Below are 20,398 nucleotides of genomic sequence, written 5' to 3'. Positions count from 1 at the left end.
CCGTCACGCGATACTGCCGTCGTCCGGCACCACTCGCGCCCCACAGCGACGGAAGGACCTGAACTCCCTTGACATCCCTACGTGTTCGGATCGGCATCCTCGGCATGGTCCTGCTGGCCGGGTCGGCGGTCCCCGCGAGCCCGGCGGCGGCCGCGACCACGCCCTCGCCCACGGTGGAGGAGCAGCGGCTCGACCGTGCCGTGCCGCGGGAGATCCTCGAACGGTCCGGATTCGACGCCGTGCCGCTCCGCTTCACGCGGGCGCTCGGAACGGCGCGTTCCTACGCGGAGGCGCGGAAGGTCGTCGTACGGCAGGGGTCCGCGCTGTGGAAGCGGGCCGTCGACCGGGCGCAGGGGCGGGGGCCGGCCGGCGGGGATCTGAGCCGGGACGACGATCGGCCCCTGTACTGGGCGCGGTTGGGGATGACCCGTGAAGTGCGCACCTGGGAGCCGTCCTTCGGACTCTCCGAAGAACAACGCGCCGCCCTGCTGGGTGAGTTGGAGCGGACCTCGCGGGGGCAGACCGCTGTGCGGTATCCGGGCGGGGACCGGCTGAAGCGGGTGCTGGTGACCGGATTCGATCCGTTCACGCTGGACCGGGACATACGGATCTCGAATCCGTCCGGGGCGAGTGCGCTCGCGCTCGACGGGACGGTGATCGAGACGGCGGAGGGTCCTGCGCGGGTGGAGACCGTCGTCTTTCCCGTGCGGTGGCAGGACTTCACGGACCGGACCGTGGAGCGGGCGCTGCGGCCGTATCTGAAGAAGGTGGATCTCTTCACGACCGTGAGTCAGGGGCGGGTGGGGCGGTTCGACGTCGAACGGACCAACGGGGCCTGGCGGGGCGGCTTTCCGGACAACGACAACGTCGGGGTGACGGGGGTGGTGCCGGTTGCGGATCCGGCCTCGCAACCGCAGTGGACGACGACGACGCTGCCGTACAAGGCGATCGTGGACGCGGACACCGGGCGTTTTCCCGTCTACGACAACACGAGCGTGACCGAGATCCCGGCGGGCGGGACCCTGCCTGTCGTACGGGCGGACGGGCCGACCGCGGGGTCCACGGCGCGGGCCGGGGGCGGCGGGAACTACCTCTCCAACGAGATCGCGTACCGGGTCACGCTGCTGCGGGACCGGCTCGGACTGCACGACGTACTGCCGGGTGGGCATGTGCACACGCCTGTGCTGGAGTTCGGGGCAGGGAACACGGATCCCGCGACGGGGACGGTGACCGATCCGGGGTTCGTGCAGAACCGGCTGGACATCATCGCGCAGGTGCGGACGATTCTGGTGGTGGCGGTGGAGAAGGCCACTTGAGGTAGGTCGCCGTCTCGGTGAAATCCAGGCGGCGATAGAAGTCGGCAGCCCTGCGCGTCGGCACGGTGATCTCCACGTCCTGGGCGTGCCGCGCGCGGTACTGCATGGCCCGGACGAGCCGGGAGCCCGTACCGCGGCCGCGCCGGGGCGTGTCCACGGCGAGTTCGAGGAGTTCGAGCACCGTGCCGCCCGCGAACAGGGTCGGCATCCGGGCCGCGTAGGCGTAGCCGATCACCTGGGTGTTCCGCTCCGCCACCAGGAACTCGGCGCGGCCCTCGGCGGCGGCGCGCAGGACCTCGGGAAAGGTGACGGTCGTGAAGCGGTCGGGGTCGGGGCGGTAGGTGGTCGCGAAGTCGGCGAGGAGGCGGAAGACGGCGTCCGCGTCCGAGGCGGTAGCCGAGCGGACCGTCGGCTCAGGTGCCGAGCCCACCGGACACCGTCTCATCGTCGGACTCGTCGGACCCCTCGGACTCGTCCTCCCCGTCCCGGGTCTCCTCCCCCAGCAGCTCCCGCGCCATCAGCGTCGCCCCCGCCACCGCGCCCGGCATCAGGAACACCGCGACGAAGGGGACCACGAAGGCCAGGGCGAGGGGGGTGCCGAAGCCCCAGATGAGGGTTTTGCGGGAGCGGAGGAGGGTGAGGCGGGCCCGGAGATCGACGCCTCGGCGCTGGAGGGCCACCGCGGTGAGCTCCTCGGTGAGGAAGAAGCCCGTCACGAAGAAGCCGAGCACCGGGATCAGGGTCTGGCCGACCACGGGGATGAAGCCCAGGGCGAAGAGCAGGACCGCCCACAGGACGGCCCGGACGACGATGCGGAGGCTGTCCCGCGCCGAGATCCACAGCTCGCGCCAGAGCGGGAGGCCGGACTCGGGGGCCGTGCCGTCCGGGGAGACGTCCCGGTCGACCTTCTCGGAGAGGTTCTCGTAGAAGGGCTGGCCTATCAGGAGGGTGACCGCCGTAAAGGTCAGGACCGCGAGGAGGAGGGCCAGCGCGAACAGGACCACCGTGAGGAAGCCCCGGAACAGGCCCTGCCACGGGCTCGACCAGTCGTCGGCGAACGGCGTCGCCCAGGACACGAAGTCCTCGCCCCAGGTGGCCAGGGCGACCAGTGCCGCCACATACAGCACCAGGGTGATCAGGCCCGGGATCAGGCCGAAACCGTACTGCTTGCCGTGCCGGGCCACCCACCGCTGGCCCTTCAGGAGATAGTGGAAGCCCGCCCCGAGATCACGCATGTCCCGAACCCTACCGGGTGCCCGTCAGGCCGGGGATACGGCCACCACCACCCCCTGTTCCGCCGCCGGGGACACCGCCGCCGACACCCTGACCGCCACCGCCCGTGCCACGCTGCCCGCGCGGGAGGCCGCGGTCATCAGCGCCGGCTGGAGCCGCTCAAGGCCGGACACGAACAGTTCCTCACCGGCGATCAGCACCGGCCCGGCCGCCTTCGCCGTGGCCGCCGCCGCGTCCGTGAGGTCGGCGAGGGGCGGGAGAGTCGCCCGTACGGCCCCCGCACCGGCGGCGGCCGCGCGTTCGGCCAGAGTCACCTGCAAGGGCAGCAGCGGTGCCAGCGCCGCCGTCAACGCGTCGGCGATCCGCCGGAGTTCGGGGGTCGAGTCGCGCATGACCCCGGTCGCCGCGCGGATCAGGGGAGTCAGGGCCAGGAGTGTCCCCGCGGCCACGCCCGCCGCCGCGGGGAGCAACGGGGAGGTCGCCTCGACCAGTTCGCCCAGCGCGGTCGCGAACTCCTCCACCGCCGGCTCCACCGCGTCCAGGAGGGGCAGCAGACTGTCGCCCAGCGCCGCCAGCAGCGCCCGCGCCGGTTCGCTGACCGGGTGCACGGCCAGTGGAGCGCCGGTGGTGCCGAGCCGGGTGAGGGTGTCGACGATCCGGTAGAACGCCTCCTGGGCCTGCGGGGACGCGCTCGCCTCGGCCAGTTCCGCCGTCGTCTCGCGCAGGACGCGCAGCACCTCCGGGCCCGAACCGTCCCGGGGATCGAAGGTGTTGATCGCGATCCTGGTGATGTTCTGGGCCGTGTCCAGGAGCTGGCCGGTGATGTCGGTGGTGTTCCGTGCCATGCGCAGTACTTCGTCCCTGCTGGGGAGCGAAGGGATCGTTGCCATGGGCCTCTCCTGTGGACTCGCTCGCCGCCCGCTTCCGCCGCTCTCAGCATGCCCCGTCCGGGCACCCGAGTTGCGCCATCCGTGGCATCCGCGCCACGAACTCCCTCTTGTTGCGGTTGAGTCGAACAGGTACATCTCGCCGTACCGATCTCAGGAAGCCCCTCGGGAGGTACGCGTGCACACCACGAGAACCGTTCCTGCGAGACCTGTCCTGCTCATCGCCCTCACCGGCTCGCTGCTGCTCACCCCGAACAGCGCGAGCGCCGACCCCGAGCCCCCCACCCGCGAGCGCGCCGGCGACCGCGGCGTGGCCCGGGCCCCGGAGAGCGCCACCCGGCGGGCGCTCACCGCCCCCACCACCGGCTTCACGGACACCACCCGCGGCTATCCCCGCGAGCAGGTCCTCACCCCCGACCCCGTGAACCCGGCGGACAAGTCCGTCAAGCTGGGCCTCACCCCGTACCACGCGATCGCCCCGCGGCTGAACGCCCTCCAGCGGCTGGGCGACCGGGTGAGCGTCGAGGTCGCCGGGCGTTCGGCGGGCGGGCACCGGCTCTACCTGGTGACCGTGACCGCACCGGAGACCACCGCCCAGGCCCGCGCCCAGGAGCGGATGCGCGAGCTGATCGAGAACGCGCCCGCGAGCGCCGCCAAGTCCGGGGAGATCAAGGCCGGTTACAAGGCGCCCGTCTTCTTCAACAACAACATCCACGGCAACGAGTGGGAGGGCACGGACGCCTCCCTGAAGATCATCGAGCAGCTCGCGACCGCCGAGGACACCCGCACGAAGAGCCTTCTCGCGCACTCCCGCCTGTACTTCAACATCACCGCGAACCCCGACGGCCGTATCGCCGGAACCCGTGCGAACGCGGGCGGCTTCGACCTGAACCGGGACTTCGTGACCGCCTCGCAGCCCGAGGTGCGGGCGATGCGGCAGATCGAGATCGACAAGCAGCCGGCCGTGATGCTCGACCTGCACGGGTACGTCAACGGCACGCTCATCGAGCCCACCACTCCCCCGCACGGCGAGAACTACGAGTACGACCTGTTCCTGAAGAACACCTACGCCAATGCCCTCGGCATGGAGGCCGCCGTCAACGGCCTCGGCTACACGCCCGCGAAGGACGGTGTCGAGCCCGCGCAGATCCCCTTCCGGGACCAGGAGGAGGGCTGGGACGACTGGCCGCCGATCTTCACCCCGCAGTACGCGGCCTTCCACGGCACGGTCGCCGCGCACACGGTCGAGATCCCGCTGGCCGTCAACAACTCCCTCTACGACAGCCTGCCCGTCGCGGAACTGCGGCGCCGGTCCGCGATCAACACGGCCGTGGCGGGCGCGGCCATCAGGGCGACGCTCGACTTCGTGCAAAAGAAGCGCACGTCGCTGATCGCGGACCAGATCGAGGTCTTCCGGCGCGGGGCGGCGGGTGCCGCACAGGTACCGGTGTCCGAAAAGACCGTCCCCGGGGTGCCGGGCATCGGGCCCGAGGACGTGTACACCACCGGCTTCCCCCGCGCGTACGTGATTCCCTCGGGCTCGACGGCCGCCGCCCGGCTCGCCGACCACCTCCTCGCCAACGACGTCCGCGTCAGCCGCGCGAGCCGCGACCTGCGGCTCGGCGGACGGACGTATCCGAAGGGCTCGTACGTCGTCGACATGCGCCAGCCGAAGCGGGGGCTGGCGAACGTGCTGCTCGCGGACGGCCGGGACATCAGCGACAAGGTCTCGGTGATGTACGACATCTCGGGCTGGAGTCTGGGCCGGCTGTGGGGCGCGACGGTCACGCCGGTGACGTCGGGGAGCCTCGCCGGTGCGCCGCTGAGGCCAGTCCGGGCCGCCGCGCACGTCGGTCACGTCGCGCCACGCGGAGATCTGCGGCTGCGGCTGACCGACCCGCAGGAGATCGCGGCGCTCAACTCGCTGCTCCGGCAGGGCGTTCCGGTACGGCGGGCCGCCGACGGCAGTGCGATCGTGCCCGCGTCCGCGCGGGACCTTGCCGCCGAAGCCGCTCGCACCTACGACGTCGTCCTCGACGCGACCCGGCAGACCGGCACGGCCGCACTGCACCGCACTCGCGTGGCCGCCGCCGTGACCCCCGGCGAGCTGTTCGCGCTGCGGGAGATGAACTTCGAGGTCACCCCGGTGTCGACGGCCGTCCTGAACGCCGGTTTCGACTGGTCGTCGGTGGACGTGCTGTTCGTGTCGGCGGGGCTGGACCGCGATGGCCTCACCACCAGTGCCCGCACCGCCCTGGACACCTTCCTGGGCGCCGGGCACGGGCTCGTCGGCCGGGGGGTCACCGGGGCCGAACTGAGCGCGGCCACGGGGCTGCTGGCCGTGAAGCCGGTGGAGGGCAACGGGGACGCCAACGGCGTGGTGCGCGTGGTGAATTCGGGTCTGGTGACGGCCGGGGCCCCGGGCTCTCCCGATCACGGGTTCGTCTACGCGCCGGTCTGGTTCACCGATCTCGGGCCGGGGGTGCGGGTGGAGCAGTCGTACGCCACCGGCAGTCCGCTGGTCTCCGGGCACTGGCGGCCCTTGCCGGACGGCTCCGGTGGGCCCGCCGACGCGGCTGGGCAGGCCTCGGTCGTCAGCGGCCGAAGCGCCGTCCTGTTCGGCACCGAGCCGCTCTTCAGGGATCACCCGAAGGGGGAGTTCGCCCAGGTCGGGCGGGCATTGTTCACCATGGCACACGCGAGCAGCGGCAGAGGTTGAGGAGAGCGGATGACGCAGGAGATCCACGGCACCGTCGCGGACGGCTTCGAGGCGGTGCGCGAGCAGTTCGCCGCCTTCGTGGCGGGCGAACGGCCCGACTACGAGGGGCAGTTGAGCGCGTATGTGCACGGTCGGCGGGTCGTCGACCTGTGGGCGGGCGAGGGCGTCGGACCGGACTCCCTCTACGGCGTGTTCTCGTCGACCAAGGGTGCCGCCCATCTGGTGGCCGCCCTCCTGGTCCAGGAGGGAACGCTGGAGCTGGACCGCAAAGTGACCTACTACTGGCCGGAGTTCGGGGCCGAGGGCAAGGGCCAGCTGACCCTGCGCGATCTGCTGGCGCACCGGGCCGGGGTGATCGGGCTGGACGCCGGGTTCAGCGCGCAGGAGCTGACGGACGACCGGGCGGTGGCGGAACGGCTCGCGGACCAGAAGCCGTTCTGGCGCCCCGGCACGGCCTTCGGGTATCACGCGCTGGTGATCGGCGCGCTCAGCGGTGAGATCGTGCGCCGGGCGACGGGCCGTTCGCTCCAGGAGGTGTACGAGGAGCGGATCCGGGCGCCGTACGGGCTGGACTTCCACCTGGGGCTGCCCGAGGCGCTGGAACCCCGTTACCGCTCCGTGCAGCCGATGGCCACCACCGCCGAGCAGCAGGCCCTGCTGGACGCGGCGCCTACAGGTCCGCACACCCTGGCCGCGATCGCCTTCAACCAGCAGGTGCCGGACCCGGGTGACCTGGTGGGCTACGCCAACTCCCGTGCCGTACGGGCGAAGGGGCCGGCATCGGCGGGCGGAGTGGCGGCCGCCCGCGGGCTGGCCGGGATGTACGCGGCGGCGATCAGCGAAGTGGCCGACCGGCCGCCCTTGCTGAAGCCGGACACCATCGCGGAGGTGGGCCAGATCCAATCCGTCGGCTACGACCTGGTGGCCCGCGCCCACAAGTCCTACGGACTGGGCTTCCAGGCCACGGCCGACATGTGGCACCCCTTCCTCGGTGCCGGCGCCTTCGGACACAGCGGCGCCGGCGGCTCCCAGGCCTTCGCCGATCCCCGCAGCGGCCTGGCCTACGGCTACACCCGGCGCCGGATGGCGTTCCCGGGAGGCGCGGCGCCGGAGAACGAGCGGTTCGTGCGGGCCGTACACCGGGCGGCGCTGTCCGTATGAGTCATCGGGCATGAGCGGAGGCGGCACCCCACGTCCAGGAGTGCCGCCTCCGCCCTGTACGACCAACGAGCTCCGTCAGGCGAACGTCACGGAGATGTTCCCGCGGGTCGCCTTCGAGTACGGGCAGACCTGGTGGGCCTTCTCAAGGAGGGCCCGGGCCGTGGCCGCGTCGAGGTTCGGGAGGGTCGCGGAGATCTCGACGATCAGCCCGAAGCCGTCGCTGTTCCTCCCGATGCCGACCTTCGCGGTGACCGTCGAGCCGGAGATGTCGGCCTTCTCCTGGCGGGCCACGACGCCGAGGGCGCCCTGGAAGCAGGCGCTGTACCCGGCGGCGAAGAGCTGCTCCGGGTTGGTGCCGCTGCCGCTGCCGCCCATCTCCTTGGGCGGGTCGACGACCACGTCGAGCCTGCCGTCGTCGGTGGCGACACGGCCGTCGCGGCCGTTCTCGGCGGTGGCGACGGCCGTGTAGAGGACATCGGCCTGCTGGATGGACATGCGGTTGTCTTCCTCCTCGGTCCACCGCGACTCGCGCCCACGATCGGCGGCGGAATTCGGAAAGAAGTTACCGCATGTCGGAAATCCAGCACAGGGCTACAGCTTGACGATCATCTTTCCGGTGTTGTCGCCGCGCAGGACCCCGAGGAACGCCTCCAGGTTGTTCTCGATGCCCTCGACGACCGTCTCGCGGTACTTGAGCTCCCCGGACGCCACCCAGGGGCCGACCTCGGAGACGAACTCCGGCTGGAGGTCGTAGTGGTCGCCGACCAGGAAGCCCTCGATACGGCCGCGGGTCTGGATCAGACGGGCGAGGTTGCGCGGACCGGGGGCAGCCTCGGTGTTGTTGTAGACGGAGATCATGCCGCAGACCGCGATCCGGCCGCCCTGGTTGAGGGAGCCGATGGCGGCCTCCAGGTGGTCACCGCCGACGTTGTCGAAGTAGATGTCGACGCCGTCCGGGGCCGCCTCGCGCAGCTGGTCGCTGACCTTGCCGCTCTTGTAGTTGAAGGCCGCGTCGAAGCCGTACTCCTCGACGAGCAGCTTGACCTTCTCGTCCGAGCCGGCGGAGCCGATGACCCGGGAGGCGCCCTTGAGCTTGGCGATCTGACCGACCTGGCTGCCGACGGCACCCGCGGCGCCGGAGACGAAGACCGAGTCGCCCTCCTTGAAGGAGGCGGTGCGCAGGAGGCCGGCATAGGCGGTGAGGCCGGTCATGCCGAGGACGCCGAGGTACGTCGACAGGGGCGCGGCGTCCGCGTCCACCTTGACGGCGCTCTCGGCGCGTACGACCGCGTACTCGCGCCAGCCGAAGAAGTGCAGCAGGTGGTCGCCCACGGCGATGCCCTCGGCGTTGGACTCCACGACCTCGCCGACCGCGCCGCCCTGCATCACCTTGCCGAGCTCGAAGGGCGCGGTGTACGACTTCGCGGCGCTCATGCGGCCGCGCATGTACGGGTCGACGGAGAGGTACTTGTTCCGGACCAGCACCTGGCCCTCACCGGGGGTCGGGACCTCGGCTTCGACCAGGGCGAAGTCCTCCGGCTTGGGCCAGCCGACCGGGCGGGAGAGGAGGTGCCATTCGCGGTTGATCATGATGCCTGGACCTTTCCATTTACTTCAGTACCTGAAACAACCATGCCTCTGAATATTTCAGGTTGTCAAGTAAAGGGGTACCCTGGATCCCATGCCCACACCTCACAAGACCCGGCCCGACGCGCTGACCATGGAAGTCGTGGAGCTCATCGGGGACGTGGTGGCCCGCTTCTACTCGGACTACGAGGACGCGGCCGCGGAACACCTCCTCACCGGGGCGCAGGCGCGGCTGTTGAGTCTGCTGTCCCTGGGGCCGCTGCCCATGCGCAAGCTGGCCCAGAAACTGAAGTGCGAGCCGTCGAACGTCACCGGGATAGTCGACCGGCTGGAGGCCCGCGGGCTGGTGGAGCGGCGGCCCGATCCCGCGGACCGGCGCGTCAAGGTGGCGGCGGCGACGGAGGCGGGGGTCCAGGTGGCCCGGGAGCTGCGGGAGGGGCTGCGGTTCGCGCGGGAGCCGCTGGCCGGGCTGTCCCACGGGGAGCGGGAGTCACTGCGGGATCTGTTGCGGCGGATGCGGGACGCGTAGGGGCCGACGGGTCCGGACGCATGCCTTCGCTTCACATGAGCGAAGGCGTCAGGTGCACCACCACAGGAAGCGGTCGCACTCCGTCGGGGACGGGTCCGGGCTCGGGGCCGCGGTGGTGGGGGTGGCCGTGGGGGCCGAGCCACCGCTCGTGGACGTGGGCGTGGCGGTGGGGGTCGACGCGCCGGGGGGCTTGCCGGTCGCCGACTGGGTGTCGGGGCTTCTGCTCGCGTCGGCGTCCTCGCTCTTGGACGCGGAGGGCGACGGGGACGCGGAGTCCGACGGGGAAGTCGAGTTCGAGGGAACGGTTCCGCCGGAGTCGGTCTCCCTCGACGCCGACGCGCTCGCCTCCGGGGAGGCTCCGCCCTCGGCCGACTCCCCGCCCGCCGCGGCCGGCTTGGGGGAGGATCCCGGCGCGTCCATGCCCAGCTCCGCGAGGCTCAGACCGCCGGCCGCGAGCACGAAGCCGGCGGCGATCAGCAGGGTCCGGCGGCGACGCCGACGGTGAGCTGCGGCTTTGCGATCACGACGACTCGCTCCGCCGGTGGGGTCATCGGAGTCACCCTCGTCGAACTCGTCGGCGTCGTGGTCGTCCTCGGGGTCGGCCTGCGCCGGCGCGGCCCGGCCCCCACGGCCTCGGGCACGTCGCCGCGCCGCCCGGCCGCCGCCCACGGGCTCGGCCGCCCCGGCCGCCTCCGGCCGCTCGGTCCCGTCGCGGCTCTCCCCGGCCTCCGCCGCCGCGCCGGCCTCGGCCTGATCGCCGTACGCGGCACTCCCCCGACCACTCTCGTACGAGGGGGGCACTTGAGCGGCCCTGGACGAAGGGTCCGCGACCTGAGCCTCGTACGCCTCGCCCGCGCCCTGGCTCCCGTACACGACGGCGTATGCGCCGCTGCGCGCCCCCTCGGTCCCGTACGCCTCGTGCACGCCGCCGTCGGCGGGAACCGCGGCCGCCTCCTGCAGGGGAGGGATGGCGGTGTACGGCTGGGCCGCGTACGCGTGCAGTTCGTGGGTGGGGGTGCCGCAGCCCGGGCAGGCGAGGGCGCCGTTGAGGTGCCGTCGGCACGGGAGGCAGAAGTCCATGACGCGGGAAGGTTAAGTTCCCAACCGGTAGCGTTCCTAGAGACAGCTGTGAAGGTTGTGTGGGGAACCGGCCGTTCCGGCGCGGCGGGTGGAGGATGTTCCACTCCCATCGCATCGAAACCGACATCGCCGGTTCCCCGGTCGGCTCAGGTTTTCTTACGGGTCGTCATCACGCGCTGGATCAGGATGAACGCGCAGAGCAGCACACCGGTGGCGATCTTCGTCCACCAAGAGCTGAGCGTGCCCTCGAACTGGATGATGCTCTTGATCAGGCCGAGGACGAGGACGCCGAAGAGGGTGCCCAGGACATAGCCGGAGCCGCCCGTCAGCAGGGTGCCGCCGATGACCACCGCGGCGATCGCGTCGAGTTCCATGCCCACGGCGTGCAGCGGGTCACCGGACTGGATGTAGAGCATGAAGAGCAGCCCGGCCAGCGCGGAGCAGAAGCCGCTCATCGTGTAGACCGCGATCTTCGTGCCGCCCAGCGGGAGGCCCATCAGCAGGGCCGACTGCTCGTTGCCGCCGATGGCGTACACCCGGCGTCCGAAACGGGTGTAGTGGAGGACGTAGAAGGCCGCGGCCAGGACGACCAGGGCCACGACGGCGCCGATCGACAACTCCCCCACGCCCAGCGGCACTCGCGTCTGGGCGAGGCTGCTCACCTCGGAGTCGTCGATGGCGATCGACTCCTTGCTGATGACCAGGCACAGACCCCGGAAGAGGAAGAGACCGGCGAGCGTCACGATGAACGGCTGGATCTCGAAGTTGTGGATCACATAGCCCATGAGGAAGCCGCCGAACGCTCCCACGGCCAGGGATATGGGGATCACCAGGAGCAGGGGCAGGCCCACGTCCTGTACCAGCCACGCCGTGAGCATCGTCGTGAAGCCGATCACCGAGCCCACCGACAGGTCGATGCCGCCGGACATGATGACGAAGGTGGCCCCGACGGCGGCGACCAGCAGATAGCCGTTGTCGATGAACAGGTTGAGGAACACCTGCGAGTCACCGAAGCCGTAGTTCTGGTAGCGGCTGAGGCCGGCGATGTACATCGCGAGGAACAGGGCGGCCGTGACGAGGACGGGCAGCCGTCGGTCGCCGAGCAGGCGGGCGGACCTGGACGGCGTACGGCGCTCCGGCGCGCCCGGTGCCGCGGGAGTCTTGGTGGTCGTACTCATCACGACACCTCCATCTTGGGAGCGGGGTCGGCGGGCTCGGCGGCCGCAGCGGGCACTGCCGGGCCCGCGGCCTTCGCGCGGGCGCCGAAGACCTTGGCGCGGAACTTCGGGGACTGGAGCAGGCACACGACGATGACGACGGCTGCCTTGAAGACCAGGTTGGTCTGGGTGGGAACACCGATGGTGTAGATCGTCGTGGTGAGGGTCTGGATGACCAGGGCGCCGATGACCGTGCCGCCGATGGAGAAACGTCCGCCGAGCAGCGAGGTGCCGCCGATGACGACGGCGAGGATCGCGTCGAGTTCGATCCACAGGCCGGCGTTGTTGCCGTCCGCGGCCGAGGTGTTGGAGCTGATCATCAGGCCCGCGATGCCCGCGCACACCGCGCAGAACACGTACACCATGATCTTGATGCGCATCGACCGGATGCCCACCAGACGACTGGCCTCGGCGTTGCCGCCCACCGACTCGACGAGCAGGCCGAGGGCCGTGCGGCGGGTCAGCAGGACGGTGACGGCCACGACCGCGGCCACCACGAAGATGGAGAAGGGCAGCGTCAGCCAGTAGCCGCCGCCGATGAGCTTGTACGGCTCGCTGTTGATGGTGATGATCTGGCCGTCGGTGATCAGCTGGGCGACACCACGGCCGGCGACCATGATGATGAGGGTCGCGATGATGGGCTGGATGCCCATCCTGGCGACGAGGAAGCCGTTCCACAGACCACAGACCACCGCGGCGATCAGGCCGAGGCCCATCGCGAGCAGCACCGAGGACAGGGCGCCCTGGTCGGCCTGGTCGCTGATGTACGAACAGGTCAGGGCCCCGGTGATGGCGACCACGGCGCCGACCGAGAGGTCGATGCCGCCGGTGGCGATGACCAGGGTCATGCCGACCGCCACCAGGATCAGGGGCGAGCCGAACAGCACGATCGACACGAGGCTGCCGTAGAGGTGGCCGTTCGTCATGTGGATCGCGAAGAAGTCGGGCGTGAAGGGGACGTTGACGAGCAGCAGGGCCACCAGGACCGCGACCGGCCAGAACAGGTTGTGGCGCGTCAGTGCTCGCCAGCGGGAGGTGGTGGTCACTGGTGTTCTCCGCTCGCGATGGTCTCGAGGATCTTGCTGGGGGTGATCTCGGGCCCGTTGGTGAGCTGTGCCACCAGCTTGCGGTCGCGCAGCACCCCGATGGTGTGGCTGAGGCGGAGGACCTCCTCCAGCTCGGCCGCGATGTAGAGCACGGACATGCCGTCCTCGGAGAGGGAGACCACCAGCTTCTGGATCTCCGTCTTGGCACCGATGTCGATGCCGCGCGTCGGCTCGTCCAGGATCAGCAGCTTCGGCTGGGTGATCAGCCAGCGGGCGAGAAGCACCTTCTGCTGGTTTCCGCCGCTCAACTGGCCGACCCTGGCCTCCGGGTTGGCGGGGCGGATGTCCAGCGCCTTGATGTACTTGGCGACGAGTTCATCGCGCTGCGCGGTGGGGATGGGCCGGGTCCAGCCGCGGGCCGCCTGCAGGGCGAGGATGATGTTCTCACGGACCGTCAGATCCGGGACCAGACCCTCGGTCTTGCGGTTCTCCGAGCAGAACGCGACCCCGGCGCCGATGGCGTCGTTCGGGGCGCTCATGGAGACCTGCTTGCCGCCGATGGTCACCGTGCCGCTGTCCGGCTGGTCGGCGCCGAAGAGCAGCCGGGCCAGTTCGGTGCGGCCGGAGCCGAGCAGGCCCGCGAGGCCGACGACCTCGCCCTTCTTGATGTCCAGGTCGAAGGGGGCGATGCCGCCGGTCCTGCCGAGGCCCTCCGCCTTCATCAGCGACTCGCCCACGTCCGCGTGGAGTTGGTGGTCGTGGAGCTCCTCCAGCTGGTCCAGGGCCTTGCCGATCATCAGCTCGATCAGCCCGACCTGGTCGAGGTCGCGGACCATGTGCTCGCCCACCAGGGTGCCGTTGCGCAGCACGGTCATGCGGTCGCAGATCTCGTAGATCTGGTCGAGGAAGTGGGAGACGAAGAGGATCGCCACGCCCTCGTCCCTCAACTGCCGCATCAGGCGGAACAGTTCGAGGACCTCGTCGCGGTCGAGGCTGGAGGTCGGCTCGTCCAGGACCAGGACCTTGGTGCCGGAGCCCTCGCCGTCGCTGTCACCGGTGCCCACCGACCGTACGATCGCGACCAGTTGCTGCACCGCGAGGGGGTACGAGGACAGCGGCGCGGTGACGTCGATGTCGAGGCCGAGGCGGTCTACGAGCTCCGCCGCCTCCTTGCGCATGCGCTTCCACTGGATGCGGCCCGCGCGGGTGGGTTCACGTCCGATGAAGATGTTCTCCGCCACCGACAGGTTGGGGCAGAGGTTGACCTCCTGGTAGACCGTGCTGATGCCGGCCTGCTGCGCCTGCAGCGGGCTGCCGATCCGCACGGCCTTGCCGTCGAGGGTGATGGTGCCGCCGTCCAGGGAGTAGACCCCGGTCAGCACCTTGATCAGGGTGGACTTCCCTGCCCCGTTCTCGCCCATCAGGGCGTGGATCTCGCCGGGGAAGAGCCGGAAGTCGACGCCCGACAGAGCCCTTACCCCCGGAAACTCTTTGACTATGCCCGTCATCTCCAGGACGGGCTGCGGCTCTGCCATGGCAGCGCTCCTCATGGACTCGTCGAATCTCGTTCACGGCCCGCGGGGAGCCTCCTTGAGCCGAGGTGTGCTCGGCCTGCCGGAGGCTCCCTGCCGGTGAGTGCGGTCGGTCGGTACCGCGGTGCCGCGGTCGGTCAGTACGTGCGGTCGCTCAGTACTTGCGGCTGGGGAGCGCGGCCTTGGCCTGGTCCTGCATGTAGTCGCCCTCCTTGGTCTTGATCCAGCGCTCGACCGACTCGCCGTTCTTGACCTTCTTCACGACGTCCATCAGCTGGGGGCCGAGCAGCGGGTTGCACTCGACGATGGCGTTGATCTTGCCCTCGGACATGGCCACGAAGCCGTCCTTCACGCCGTCGATCGAGACGATCAGGATGTCCTTGCCGGGCTTCTTGCCCGCCGCCTCGATGGACTGGATGGCGCCGATGGCCATGTCGTCGTTGTGCGCGAAGAGCACGTTGACGTCCGGGTTGGACTGCAGGAAGGCCGCCATGACCTGCTTGCCGCCGGCGCGGGTGAAATCACCGGTCTGGCTGACGACGATCTTCCAGTCGTCCGCGTGGTCCGCGTCCATGACTTCCTTGAAGCCCTTGGCGCGCTCGATGGCGGGGGCGGCACCGGTGGTGCCCTCCAGCTGGGCGATCTTCACGGCGCCCTTGTGGCCGGCCTTCGTCAGGACCTTCTCCAGGATCCTGGCGGCGCGGCGGCCCTCGTCGGTGAAGTCGGAGCCGACCAGGGTGACGTACAGGGACTGGTCGGAGGTCTCGACGGAGCGGTCGGTGAGGACCACCGGGATCTTCGCGGCCTTGGCCTCCTTGAGCACCGCGTCCCAGCCGGTGACGACGACCGGGGAGAAGGCGATGACGTCCACCTTCTGCGCGATGTAGCTGCGGATGGCGGAGATCTGGTTCTCCTGCTTCTGCTGGGCGTCGGAGAACTTCAGGTTGTAACCCGCCTCCTTGGCCGCGGACTTCACCGAGTCGGTGTTGGCGCTGCGCCAGCCGCTCTCGGAGCCGACCTGGGAGAAGCCGAGGGTGATCGTCTTGCTGCCGCCGGAGGAGGTGCTGGAGCCCCCGTCCTCCTTGGCACAGGCCGCCAGGGTGCCCGCCGCCGCCACGCCGATCGCCGCAGTGAGGAAGTTCCTTCTGTTGAGCATGTTTCTTCTCCTTTGAAGAGCCAGTACCGATCGCACCGCGTCCAGCCTGTCGATCATTATTCGAAATACCGGTCACACTGGTGTGCGAATGTTGCTGATTGGTTGCTGCTGCTCGGCGCCGCGTCAGTCGGGTGCTGTGCTGGCCCGGACGACGAGTTGGGGTTCGATGGCGACTCCGGGCGTCCCGGAGGGCTCCCGACCCTCGATGAGATCCAGCAGCAGGGAGATGCTCCGCTTGCCCACCGTCGCGAAGTCCTGCCGGACGGTGGTGAGCGGTGGAGCGAAGAACTCCGATTCCGGGATGTCGTCGAAGCCGACCACCGCGACGTCCTGGGGAGTGCGTACGCCCGCCTCACGCAGCGCCCGCAACACCCCCAGTGCCATCTGGTCGTTGGCGACGAAGACGGCGGTCAGTCCGCGGCCCACCCAGCCGGCCAGCTCCTGGCCCGCACGGTAGCCCGAGAGCGGACTCCAGTCCCCCCGCAGCGGCATCGGCGGCTCGACGCCCGCCGCTTCGAGGGTCGCTCGCCAGCCGGCGGCCCGGTCGGCCGCCTCCTGCCAGTCCTCGGGCCCGGCGAGATGCCAGACCGTGCGGTGGCCGGCGGCCAGCAGATGACGGGTGGCCAGCCGCCCGCCCAGCCACTGGTCCACGTTGACGCTGGGGATCTCCGCGCCGGAGCCGGTCCCCACGGCCACCACCGGGAAGGGATGACGGAGTTCGGCGAGAGCCTCGACCGCCGACCGCTGCGGAGCGAGGGCGATCACCCCCTCCACCCCGCCCTCGCTGAGGTGGTCCAGGGCCCCGGAGAGGGTCTCCACCGCGAGCCTGCGCAGACTGACCGTCGAGACGGTGTACCCCTTGGCGCGCGCCGCCTCCTCGAGCGCGAACAGTGTGCTGGCCGGTCCGTAGAGGGTGGTGCTGGAGGCGACCACACCCAGGGTCCGGGTGCGCCGGGTCGCCAGGGCCCGCGCCGAGGAGTTGCGGCGATAGCCCATCTCCTCGATCGCACGCAGCACCCTGGCACGCGTCTCGTCCCGCACATTGGGGTGATCCCCCAGTACGCGGGAGACGGTCTGGTGGGACACCCCGGCCAGGCGTGCCACATCGGCCATGGTGGGCGGCCGGAGCTGTAAGTGGTTCACGGTCGCACCTCCTTGGCGATCGCTTGCCGACAAGTCCTGTGGGTGGGTGGACGACACCGCGCCGTCCGGGTCACGCAGGGGTACCGGACAGCCCCGTGACCTCGACCGGTAAGGCGGCTGGGAGCACTGCCGACACGACGCTCGTACCTCCCTGGATGCCAGTGGGCATCGATCGATGAATGCGGAGGTCATTGTGAGCGCTAACAATTCGCGGCGGTCAAGAGGGCTGCAGCGGCAAGTGTCGTTACGGTTGAGTAACGCGCCTAGCTGCGAGAGTTCGGGAGGAGGGCGGTTTCGCGCGGCTGCGCACCGCCGATGTGCGGCCATGTGGGCGCCACATGGAAACCGTTACTCGTTCGACCACCCGACCCATTGACACTCCGACCGCCGCATCCTTACGGTCGGGCCAGCATTTCGAACGTGAGCCGAAATTTCGAACAAGCACAGAGAGCCTAGGGAGTAGCTGACGTGCGCATCACGGGAATCAGCACGCACGTGGTCGGGACGCCATGGCGGAACCTGACCTACGTCCAGGTGCACACCGACGAGGGACTCACCGGAGTCGGCGAGACCCGCATGCTGGGCCACACCGACGCCCTGCTCGGCTATCTGCATGAGGCGAAGACCAACCACATTCTCGGGTCGGATCCCTTCGCTGTCGAGGACCTCGTCAAGCGCATGAAGTACGGCGACTACGGCCGGGCCGGCGAGATCGTGATGTCCGGTATCGCCGTGATCGAGATGGCCTGCTGGGACATCAAGGGCAAGGCCCTGGGGGTGCCCGTCTGGCAACTGCTCGGCGGCAAGGTCACCGACAAGGTCAAGGCGTACGCCAACGGCTGGTACACCACCGAGCGGACCCCGGAGGCCTACCACAAGGCGGCCCAGGGGGTCATGGAGCGCGGCTACAAGGCGCTCAAGATCGACCCCTTCGGCACCGGGCACTTCGAGCTCGACCACGAGCAGAGCCTGTACGCCGTCTCGCTCATCGAGGCCGTCCGTGACGCCATCGGGCCGGACGCCGAGCTGATGCTGGAGATGCACGGCCGTTTCTCCCCCGCCACGGCCGTCCGCCTGGCCAAGGACCTCGCGCCCTTCAAGCCCGCCTGGCTCGAGGAGCCGGTGCCGCCGGAGAACCTGAAGGCGCTGGAGAAGGTCGCCGCCAAGGTGGACATGCCGGTCGCCACGGGTGAGCGGATCCACGACCGCATCGAGTTCCGCGAGCTCTTCGAGAGCCAGGCCGTGGACATCATCCAGCCCGATGTCGGCCACATCGGCGGCATCTGGGAGACCCGGAAGCTGGCCGCGACCGCCGAGACCCACTACGTGCTGGTCGCCCCGCACAACGTGGGTGGCCCGGTCCTGACCGCCGCCTCGCTGCAGGTCGGTTTCACCGCTCCGAACTTCAAGATCCTGGAGCACTTCAACGACTTCGCCGACGCGGAGATCAAGAAGGTCGTCAAGGGCGCCCCGCAGGTCGTGGACGGCTACTTCCACCTCTCCGACGCCCCCGGACTCGGTGTCGAGCTGGACGTCGACGCCGCCGCCGAGTTCCCGCAGCAGCAGGCCCGGTTCGACCTGTGGGCCGACGGCTGGGAGCAGCGCAAGCCGAAGAGCACCGAGAAGTGAGGACCGCGGTCGTCATCGAGGCGCCCGGCGAGCACCAACTCGTCGAGCACACCCCTCGTGAGCCCGCCGCAGGCGAGGCGCTGGTCCGCGTCCACGCCGTCGGCATCTGCGGCAGCGACCGCGAGGTGTACCAGGGCAACCGGCCCGAGGGGTACGTCCGCTACCCACTCACGCCCGGCCACGAGTGGTCCGGCACGGTCGAGGCGGTGGGCTCCGGGGTTCCGGTGTCGCTCCTCGGCCGCAAGGTGGTGGGCGAGGGCTTCCGGAACTGCCAGGTCTGCGACCGCTGCCACGCGGGCGAGACCACGCTGTGCACGGCCGGCTACGAGGAGACTGGCTTCACCCAGCCCGGCGCCATGGCCGCCACGCTCACCCTGCCGGCCCGGCTGCTGCACGCCCTCCCGGACGACGCCGACCTGACGGCGGCCGCTCTCCTGGAGCCCGCCGCCTGCATCGCCGCCGCCGCTCTCAAGGCGAACGCGCGGCCCGGCGAGCGGGTCGCCGTCGTGGGTACGGGGACGCTCGGGATGTTCGCCGTCCAGCTGCTGAAGGCGGGTTCTCCGTCGGAGCTGCTGGTGGTGGGCACCCGCCCGGACCGTGCGGAGCTCTCGAGGACCTTCGGCGCCACCGACTTCCGCACCCGGGACCAGGAGCTGCCGGACGACTTCGACGTCGTCATCGAGACCGCCGGATCGGCGTCCGCCGCCAACACCGCCGCCTCGCTGCTCAGACGCGGTGGCCGGCTCGTCCTCACCGGTATCCCGGCCGCGGGCGCCGACGGACTCGACCCCACCGATCTCGTCGTACGGCAGTTGGAGGTGCACACCGTGTTCGGGGCGCCGCCGGACGCCTGGGCACACACGGTGCGGGTCTTCGGGGCCGGGCTCCTCGATCCGCTGCCGCTCGTCACACACGAGTTGCCGCTGGACGAGTTCCCCCAGGCCATCGAGCTGGTGGGGTCCGGCGACCCGAAGGTCGGGAAGGTCCTCCTACGGCCATGACACACCGCTGAGCCGTACGCCGGTACGGGGTTACCTGACGACTTCGTACCGGCGTACACCCAGAGCCTTGCGTACCCAGAGCCGCGAATGTCGTCCGAAATACCGAACATGAAGGACAGCTTGTGACCGAGACCACCGCCAGCGCGGCCCGACGACCCGGCGAGCGGGCACTCGCCGCGCTGGGCCTGAACGCGCCCGCCCTCGACCCCTCCGACGCGTCCCCGCACACCTTCCCCGGTGGTGGACGCTGGCGCACCGAAGTGCCCTCCGTGGAGGGCCCCGAGGCCCTCGGCGTGGTCCTCAAGGAGGCCTCGCGGCTCGATGTGCCGATCCACCGGATCAGCCAGGGCTCGGGGGTATGGATGCTCACCGACGCCGAGATCACCGAGATGGTGGAGGCGACCTCCGAGCGCGACATCGAGCTCTGCCTGTTCACCGGCCCCCGCGGCACCTGGGACATCGGCGGCTCCACCCGCACCGACTCCCGGGGGGCCGGGTTGCGCGCCCGGGGCCACGACGCGGTCGCCGGGTGCGTCGAGGACGCCGTCCGCGCCACCGAGCTCGGTGTGAAGTGCCTGCTCGTCGCCGACGAGGGTGTGCTGTGGACGCTGCACCGGGCGCGGGCCGCCGGGATCATCCCGGCCGACACGACACTGAAGGTGTCGGCGCTGATCGGGCCGGTGAACCCGGCCGCGTACGCCGTCTACGAGAACCTCGGCGGCGACTCGATCAACGTGCCCAGCGATCTGACGCTCGATCACCTCACCGAGATCCGGCGGGTGTCGGCCGCCCCGATGGACATGTACATCGAGGCCCCCGACGATCTCGGCGGCTATGTGCGGATGTACGAGGTCGCCGAGCTGATCCGGCGCGGCGCCCCGCTCTATCTGAAGTTCGGCCTGTCCAAGGCCCCGGGGATCTACCCGTACGGGCACCACATGCGCGATCTCACACTGTCCACCGCCAAGGAGAGAGTGCGGCGCGGACGGCTCGCCCTGGACCTGCTCGCGCGGCACGGGGCGGACGGCGACATGGCGCCACTCGGCTCCCGGCTGCCGGGCACCCTGAAGCGGTTCGAAACGCCTGCATAACGTTCCGGACAACTCCCCTTCACAAAACCCGACGCAGTCGCACAGACTCCGACACGACCCCGCCTCTCCCG

At 70.2% G+C, this 20,398-nt stretch carries 18 protein-coding genes; 7 read left to right on the top strand and 11 right to left on the bottom strand.

From position 1 onward, the window contains the following. The first annotated feature begins 68 nt into the window (after nt 1-68). Nucleotides 69-1,316, top strand: a complete 1,248-nt coding sequence (locus tag AQJ46_RS12865; RefSeq protein ID WP_059205683.1) for a C15 family peptidase — start codon at nt 69-71, stop codon at nt 1,314-1,316. Here the strand turns inward: AQJ46_RS12865 and AQJ46_RS12860 are convergent. From AQJ46_RS12860 to AQJ46_RS12850, 3 genes are read right to left on the bottom strand one after another with little or no spacing between them, the layout of a single operon-like run. Beyond that, on the bottom strand, nt 1,264-1,746 hold the full coding sequence (locus tag AQJ46_RS12860) for a GNAT family N-acetyltransferase (protein ID WP_059205682.1): 483 nt from the start codon (nt 1,744-1,746) through the stop codon (nt 1,264-1,266). The two genes, AQJ46_RS12865 and AQJ46_RS12860, sit on opposite strands and share 53 nt — an antisense overlap. After that, complete coding sequence (locus AQJ46_RS12855; RefSeq protein ID WP_059205681.1) at nt 1,730-2,551, bottom strand: EI24 domain-containing protein; 822 nt, start codon at nt 2,549-2,551, stop codon at nt 1,730-1,732. Before AQJ46_RS12855 ends, AQJ46_RS12860 begins: the two co-directional genes overlap by 17 nt. A 24-nt stretch (nt 2,552-2,575) precedes the next feature. Then, nucleotides 2,576-3,439 carry a hypothetical protein gene (locus tag AQJ46_RS12850; protein ID WP_059205680.1) on the bottom strand — a complete coding sequence of 288 codons (864 nt, stop codon included), beginning with the start codon at nt 3,437-3,439 and terminating at the stop codon, nt 2,576-2,578. A 175-nt stretch (nt 3,440-3,614) separates the two neighbouring features. Here AQJ46_RS12850 and AQJ46_RS12845 point away from each other — a divergent pair, with 175 nt between their 5' ends. Both AQJ46_RS12845 and AQJ46_RS12840 read left to right on the top strand, forming a co-directional pair. Next, complete coding sequence (locus AQJ46_RS12845) at nt 3,615-6,155, top strand: M14 family zinc carboxypeptidase (protein ID WP_059205679.1); 2,541 nt, start codon at nt 3,615-3,617, stop codon at nt 6,153-6,155. A gap of 9 nt (nt 6,156-6,164) precedes the next feature. Continuing rightward, nucleotides 6,165-7,316: a serine hydrolase domain-containing protein gene (locus tag AQJ46_RS12840; protein WP_059205678.1), complete on the top strand. Its 1,152-nt coding sequence runs from the start codon at nt 6,165-6,167 to the stop codon at nt 7,314-7,316. 75 nt (nt 7,317-7,391) lie between these two features. Here AQJ46_RS12840 and AQJ46_RS12835 read toward each other — a convergent pair whose 3' ends face one another. After that, nucleotides 7,392-7,811: an organic hydroperoxide resistance protein gene (locus AQJ46_RS12835; protein ID WP_059205677.1), complete on the bottom strand. Its 420-nt coding sequence runs from the start codon at nt 7,809-7,811 to the stop codon at nt 7,392-7,394. A 96-nt stretch (nt 7,812-7,907) separates the two neighbouring features. Next, nucleotides 7,908-8,906: an NADP-dependent oxidoreductase gene (locus AQJ46_RS12830; protein WP_057615349.1), complete on the bottom strand. Its 999-nt coding sequence runs from the start codon at nt 8,904-8,906 to the stop codon at nt 7,908-7,910. A 91-nt stretch (nt 8,907-8,997) separates the two neighbouring features. Here AQJ46_RS12830 and AQJ46_RS12825 point away from each other — a divergent pair, with 91 nt between their 5' ends. Next, a complete protein-coding gene (locus AQJ46_RS12825) occupies nt 8,998-9,432 on the top strand; it encodes a MarR family winged helix-turn-helix transcriptional regulator (RefSeq protein ID WP_059205676.1) in 435 nt (144 codons plus the stop codon). 48 nt (nt 9,433-9,480) lie between these two features. Here the strand turns inward: AQJ46_RS12825 and AQJ46_RS12820 are convergent, their stop codons facing one another. The 6 genes from AQJ46_RS12820 to AQJ46_RS12795 form a co-directional block, all read right to left on the bottom strand. Further along, on the bottom strand, nt 9,481-10,512 hold the full coding sequence (locus AQJ46_RS12820; protein ID WP_059205675.1) for an SCO2400 family protein: 1,032 nt from the start codon (nt 10,510-10,512) through the stop codon (nt 9,481-9,483). Between the two features lie 146 nt (nt 10,513-10,658). Next, nucleotides 10,659-11,690 (bottom strand): galactofuranose ABC transporter, permease protein YjfF, encoded by a 1,032-nt coding sequence (gene yjfF / locus AQJ46_RS12815; protein WP_059205674.1) that lies wholly within the window; start codon nt 11,688-11,690, stop codon nt 10,659-10,661. Beyond that, on the bottom strand, nt 11,690-12,775 hold the full coding sequence (locus AQJ46_RS12810; protein ID WP_059205673.1) for an ABC transporter permease: 1,086 nt from the start codon (nt 12,773-12,775) through the stop codon (nt 11,690-11,692). Before AQJ46_RS12810 ends, yjfF begins: the two co-directional genes overlap by 1 nt. Next, complete coding sequence (locus tag AQJ46_RS12805; RefSeq protein ID WP_059205672.1) at nt 12,772-14,310, bottom strand: sugar ABC transporter ATP-binding protein; 1,539 nt, start codon at nt 14,308-14,310, stop codon at nt 12,772-12,774. The genes AQJ46_RS12810 and AQJ46_RS12805 overlap by 4 nt, the downstream gene beginning before the upstream one ends. A 151-nt stretch (nt 14,311-14,461) precedes the next feature. Beyond that, on the bottom strand, nt 14,462-15,463 hold the full coding sequence (locus AQJ46_RS12800) for an ABC transporter substrate-binding protein (RefSeq protein WP_059205671.1): 1,002 nt from the start codon (nt 15,461-15,463) through the stop codon (nt 14,462-14,464). 123 nt (nt 15,464-15,586) lie between these two features. Continuing rightward, on the bottom strand, nt 15,587-16,606 hold the full coding sequence (locus tag AQJ46_RS12795) for a LacI family DNA-binding transcriptional regulator (protein ID WP_059205670.1): 1,020 nt from the start codon (nt 16,604-16,606) through the stop codon (nt 15,587-15,589). 468 nt (nt 16,607-17,074) lie between these two features. Between AQJ46_RS12795 and AQJ46_RS12790 the strand changes: the two genes are divergently transcribed. The 3 genes from AQJ46_RS12790 to AQJ46_RS12780 all read left to right on the top strand — a co-directional run bounded on the left by AQJ46_RS12790 (nt 17,075) and on the right by AQJ46_RS12780 (nt 20,327). Next, nucleotides 17,075-18,235, top strand: a complete 1,161-nt coding sequence (locus tag AQJ46_RS12790) for a mandelate racemase/muconate lactonizing enzyme family protein (protein ID WP_059205669.1) — start codon at nt 17,075-17,077, stop codon at nt 18,233-18,235. Then, nucleotides 18,232-19,236 (top strand): zinc-dependent alcohol dehydrogenase, encoded by a 1,005-nt coding sequence (locus AQJ46_RS12785; protein ID WP_059205668.1) that lies wholly within the window; start codon nt 18,232-18,234, stop codon nt 19,234-19,236. The genes AQJ46_RS12790 and AQJ46_RS12785 overlap by 4 nt, the downstream gene beginning before the upstream one ends. Before the next feature lie 122 nt (nt 19,237-19,358). After that, entirely contained in the window at nt 19,359-20,327 is a 969-nt protein-coding gene (locus AQJ46_RS12780; protein ID WP_059205667.1) for a glycosyltransferase family protein, read from the top strand. Nucleotides 20,328-20,398 lie beyond the last annotated feature (71 nt).

Source organism: Streptomyces canus (assembly GCF_001514145.1).
Lineage (GTDB): Bacteria > Actinomycetota > Actinomycetes > Streptomycetales > Streptomycetaceae > Streptomyces > Streptomyces canus.
This window is presented reverse-complemented; position numbering and strand designations above follow the sequence as displayed.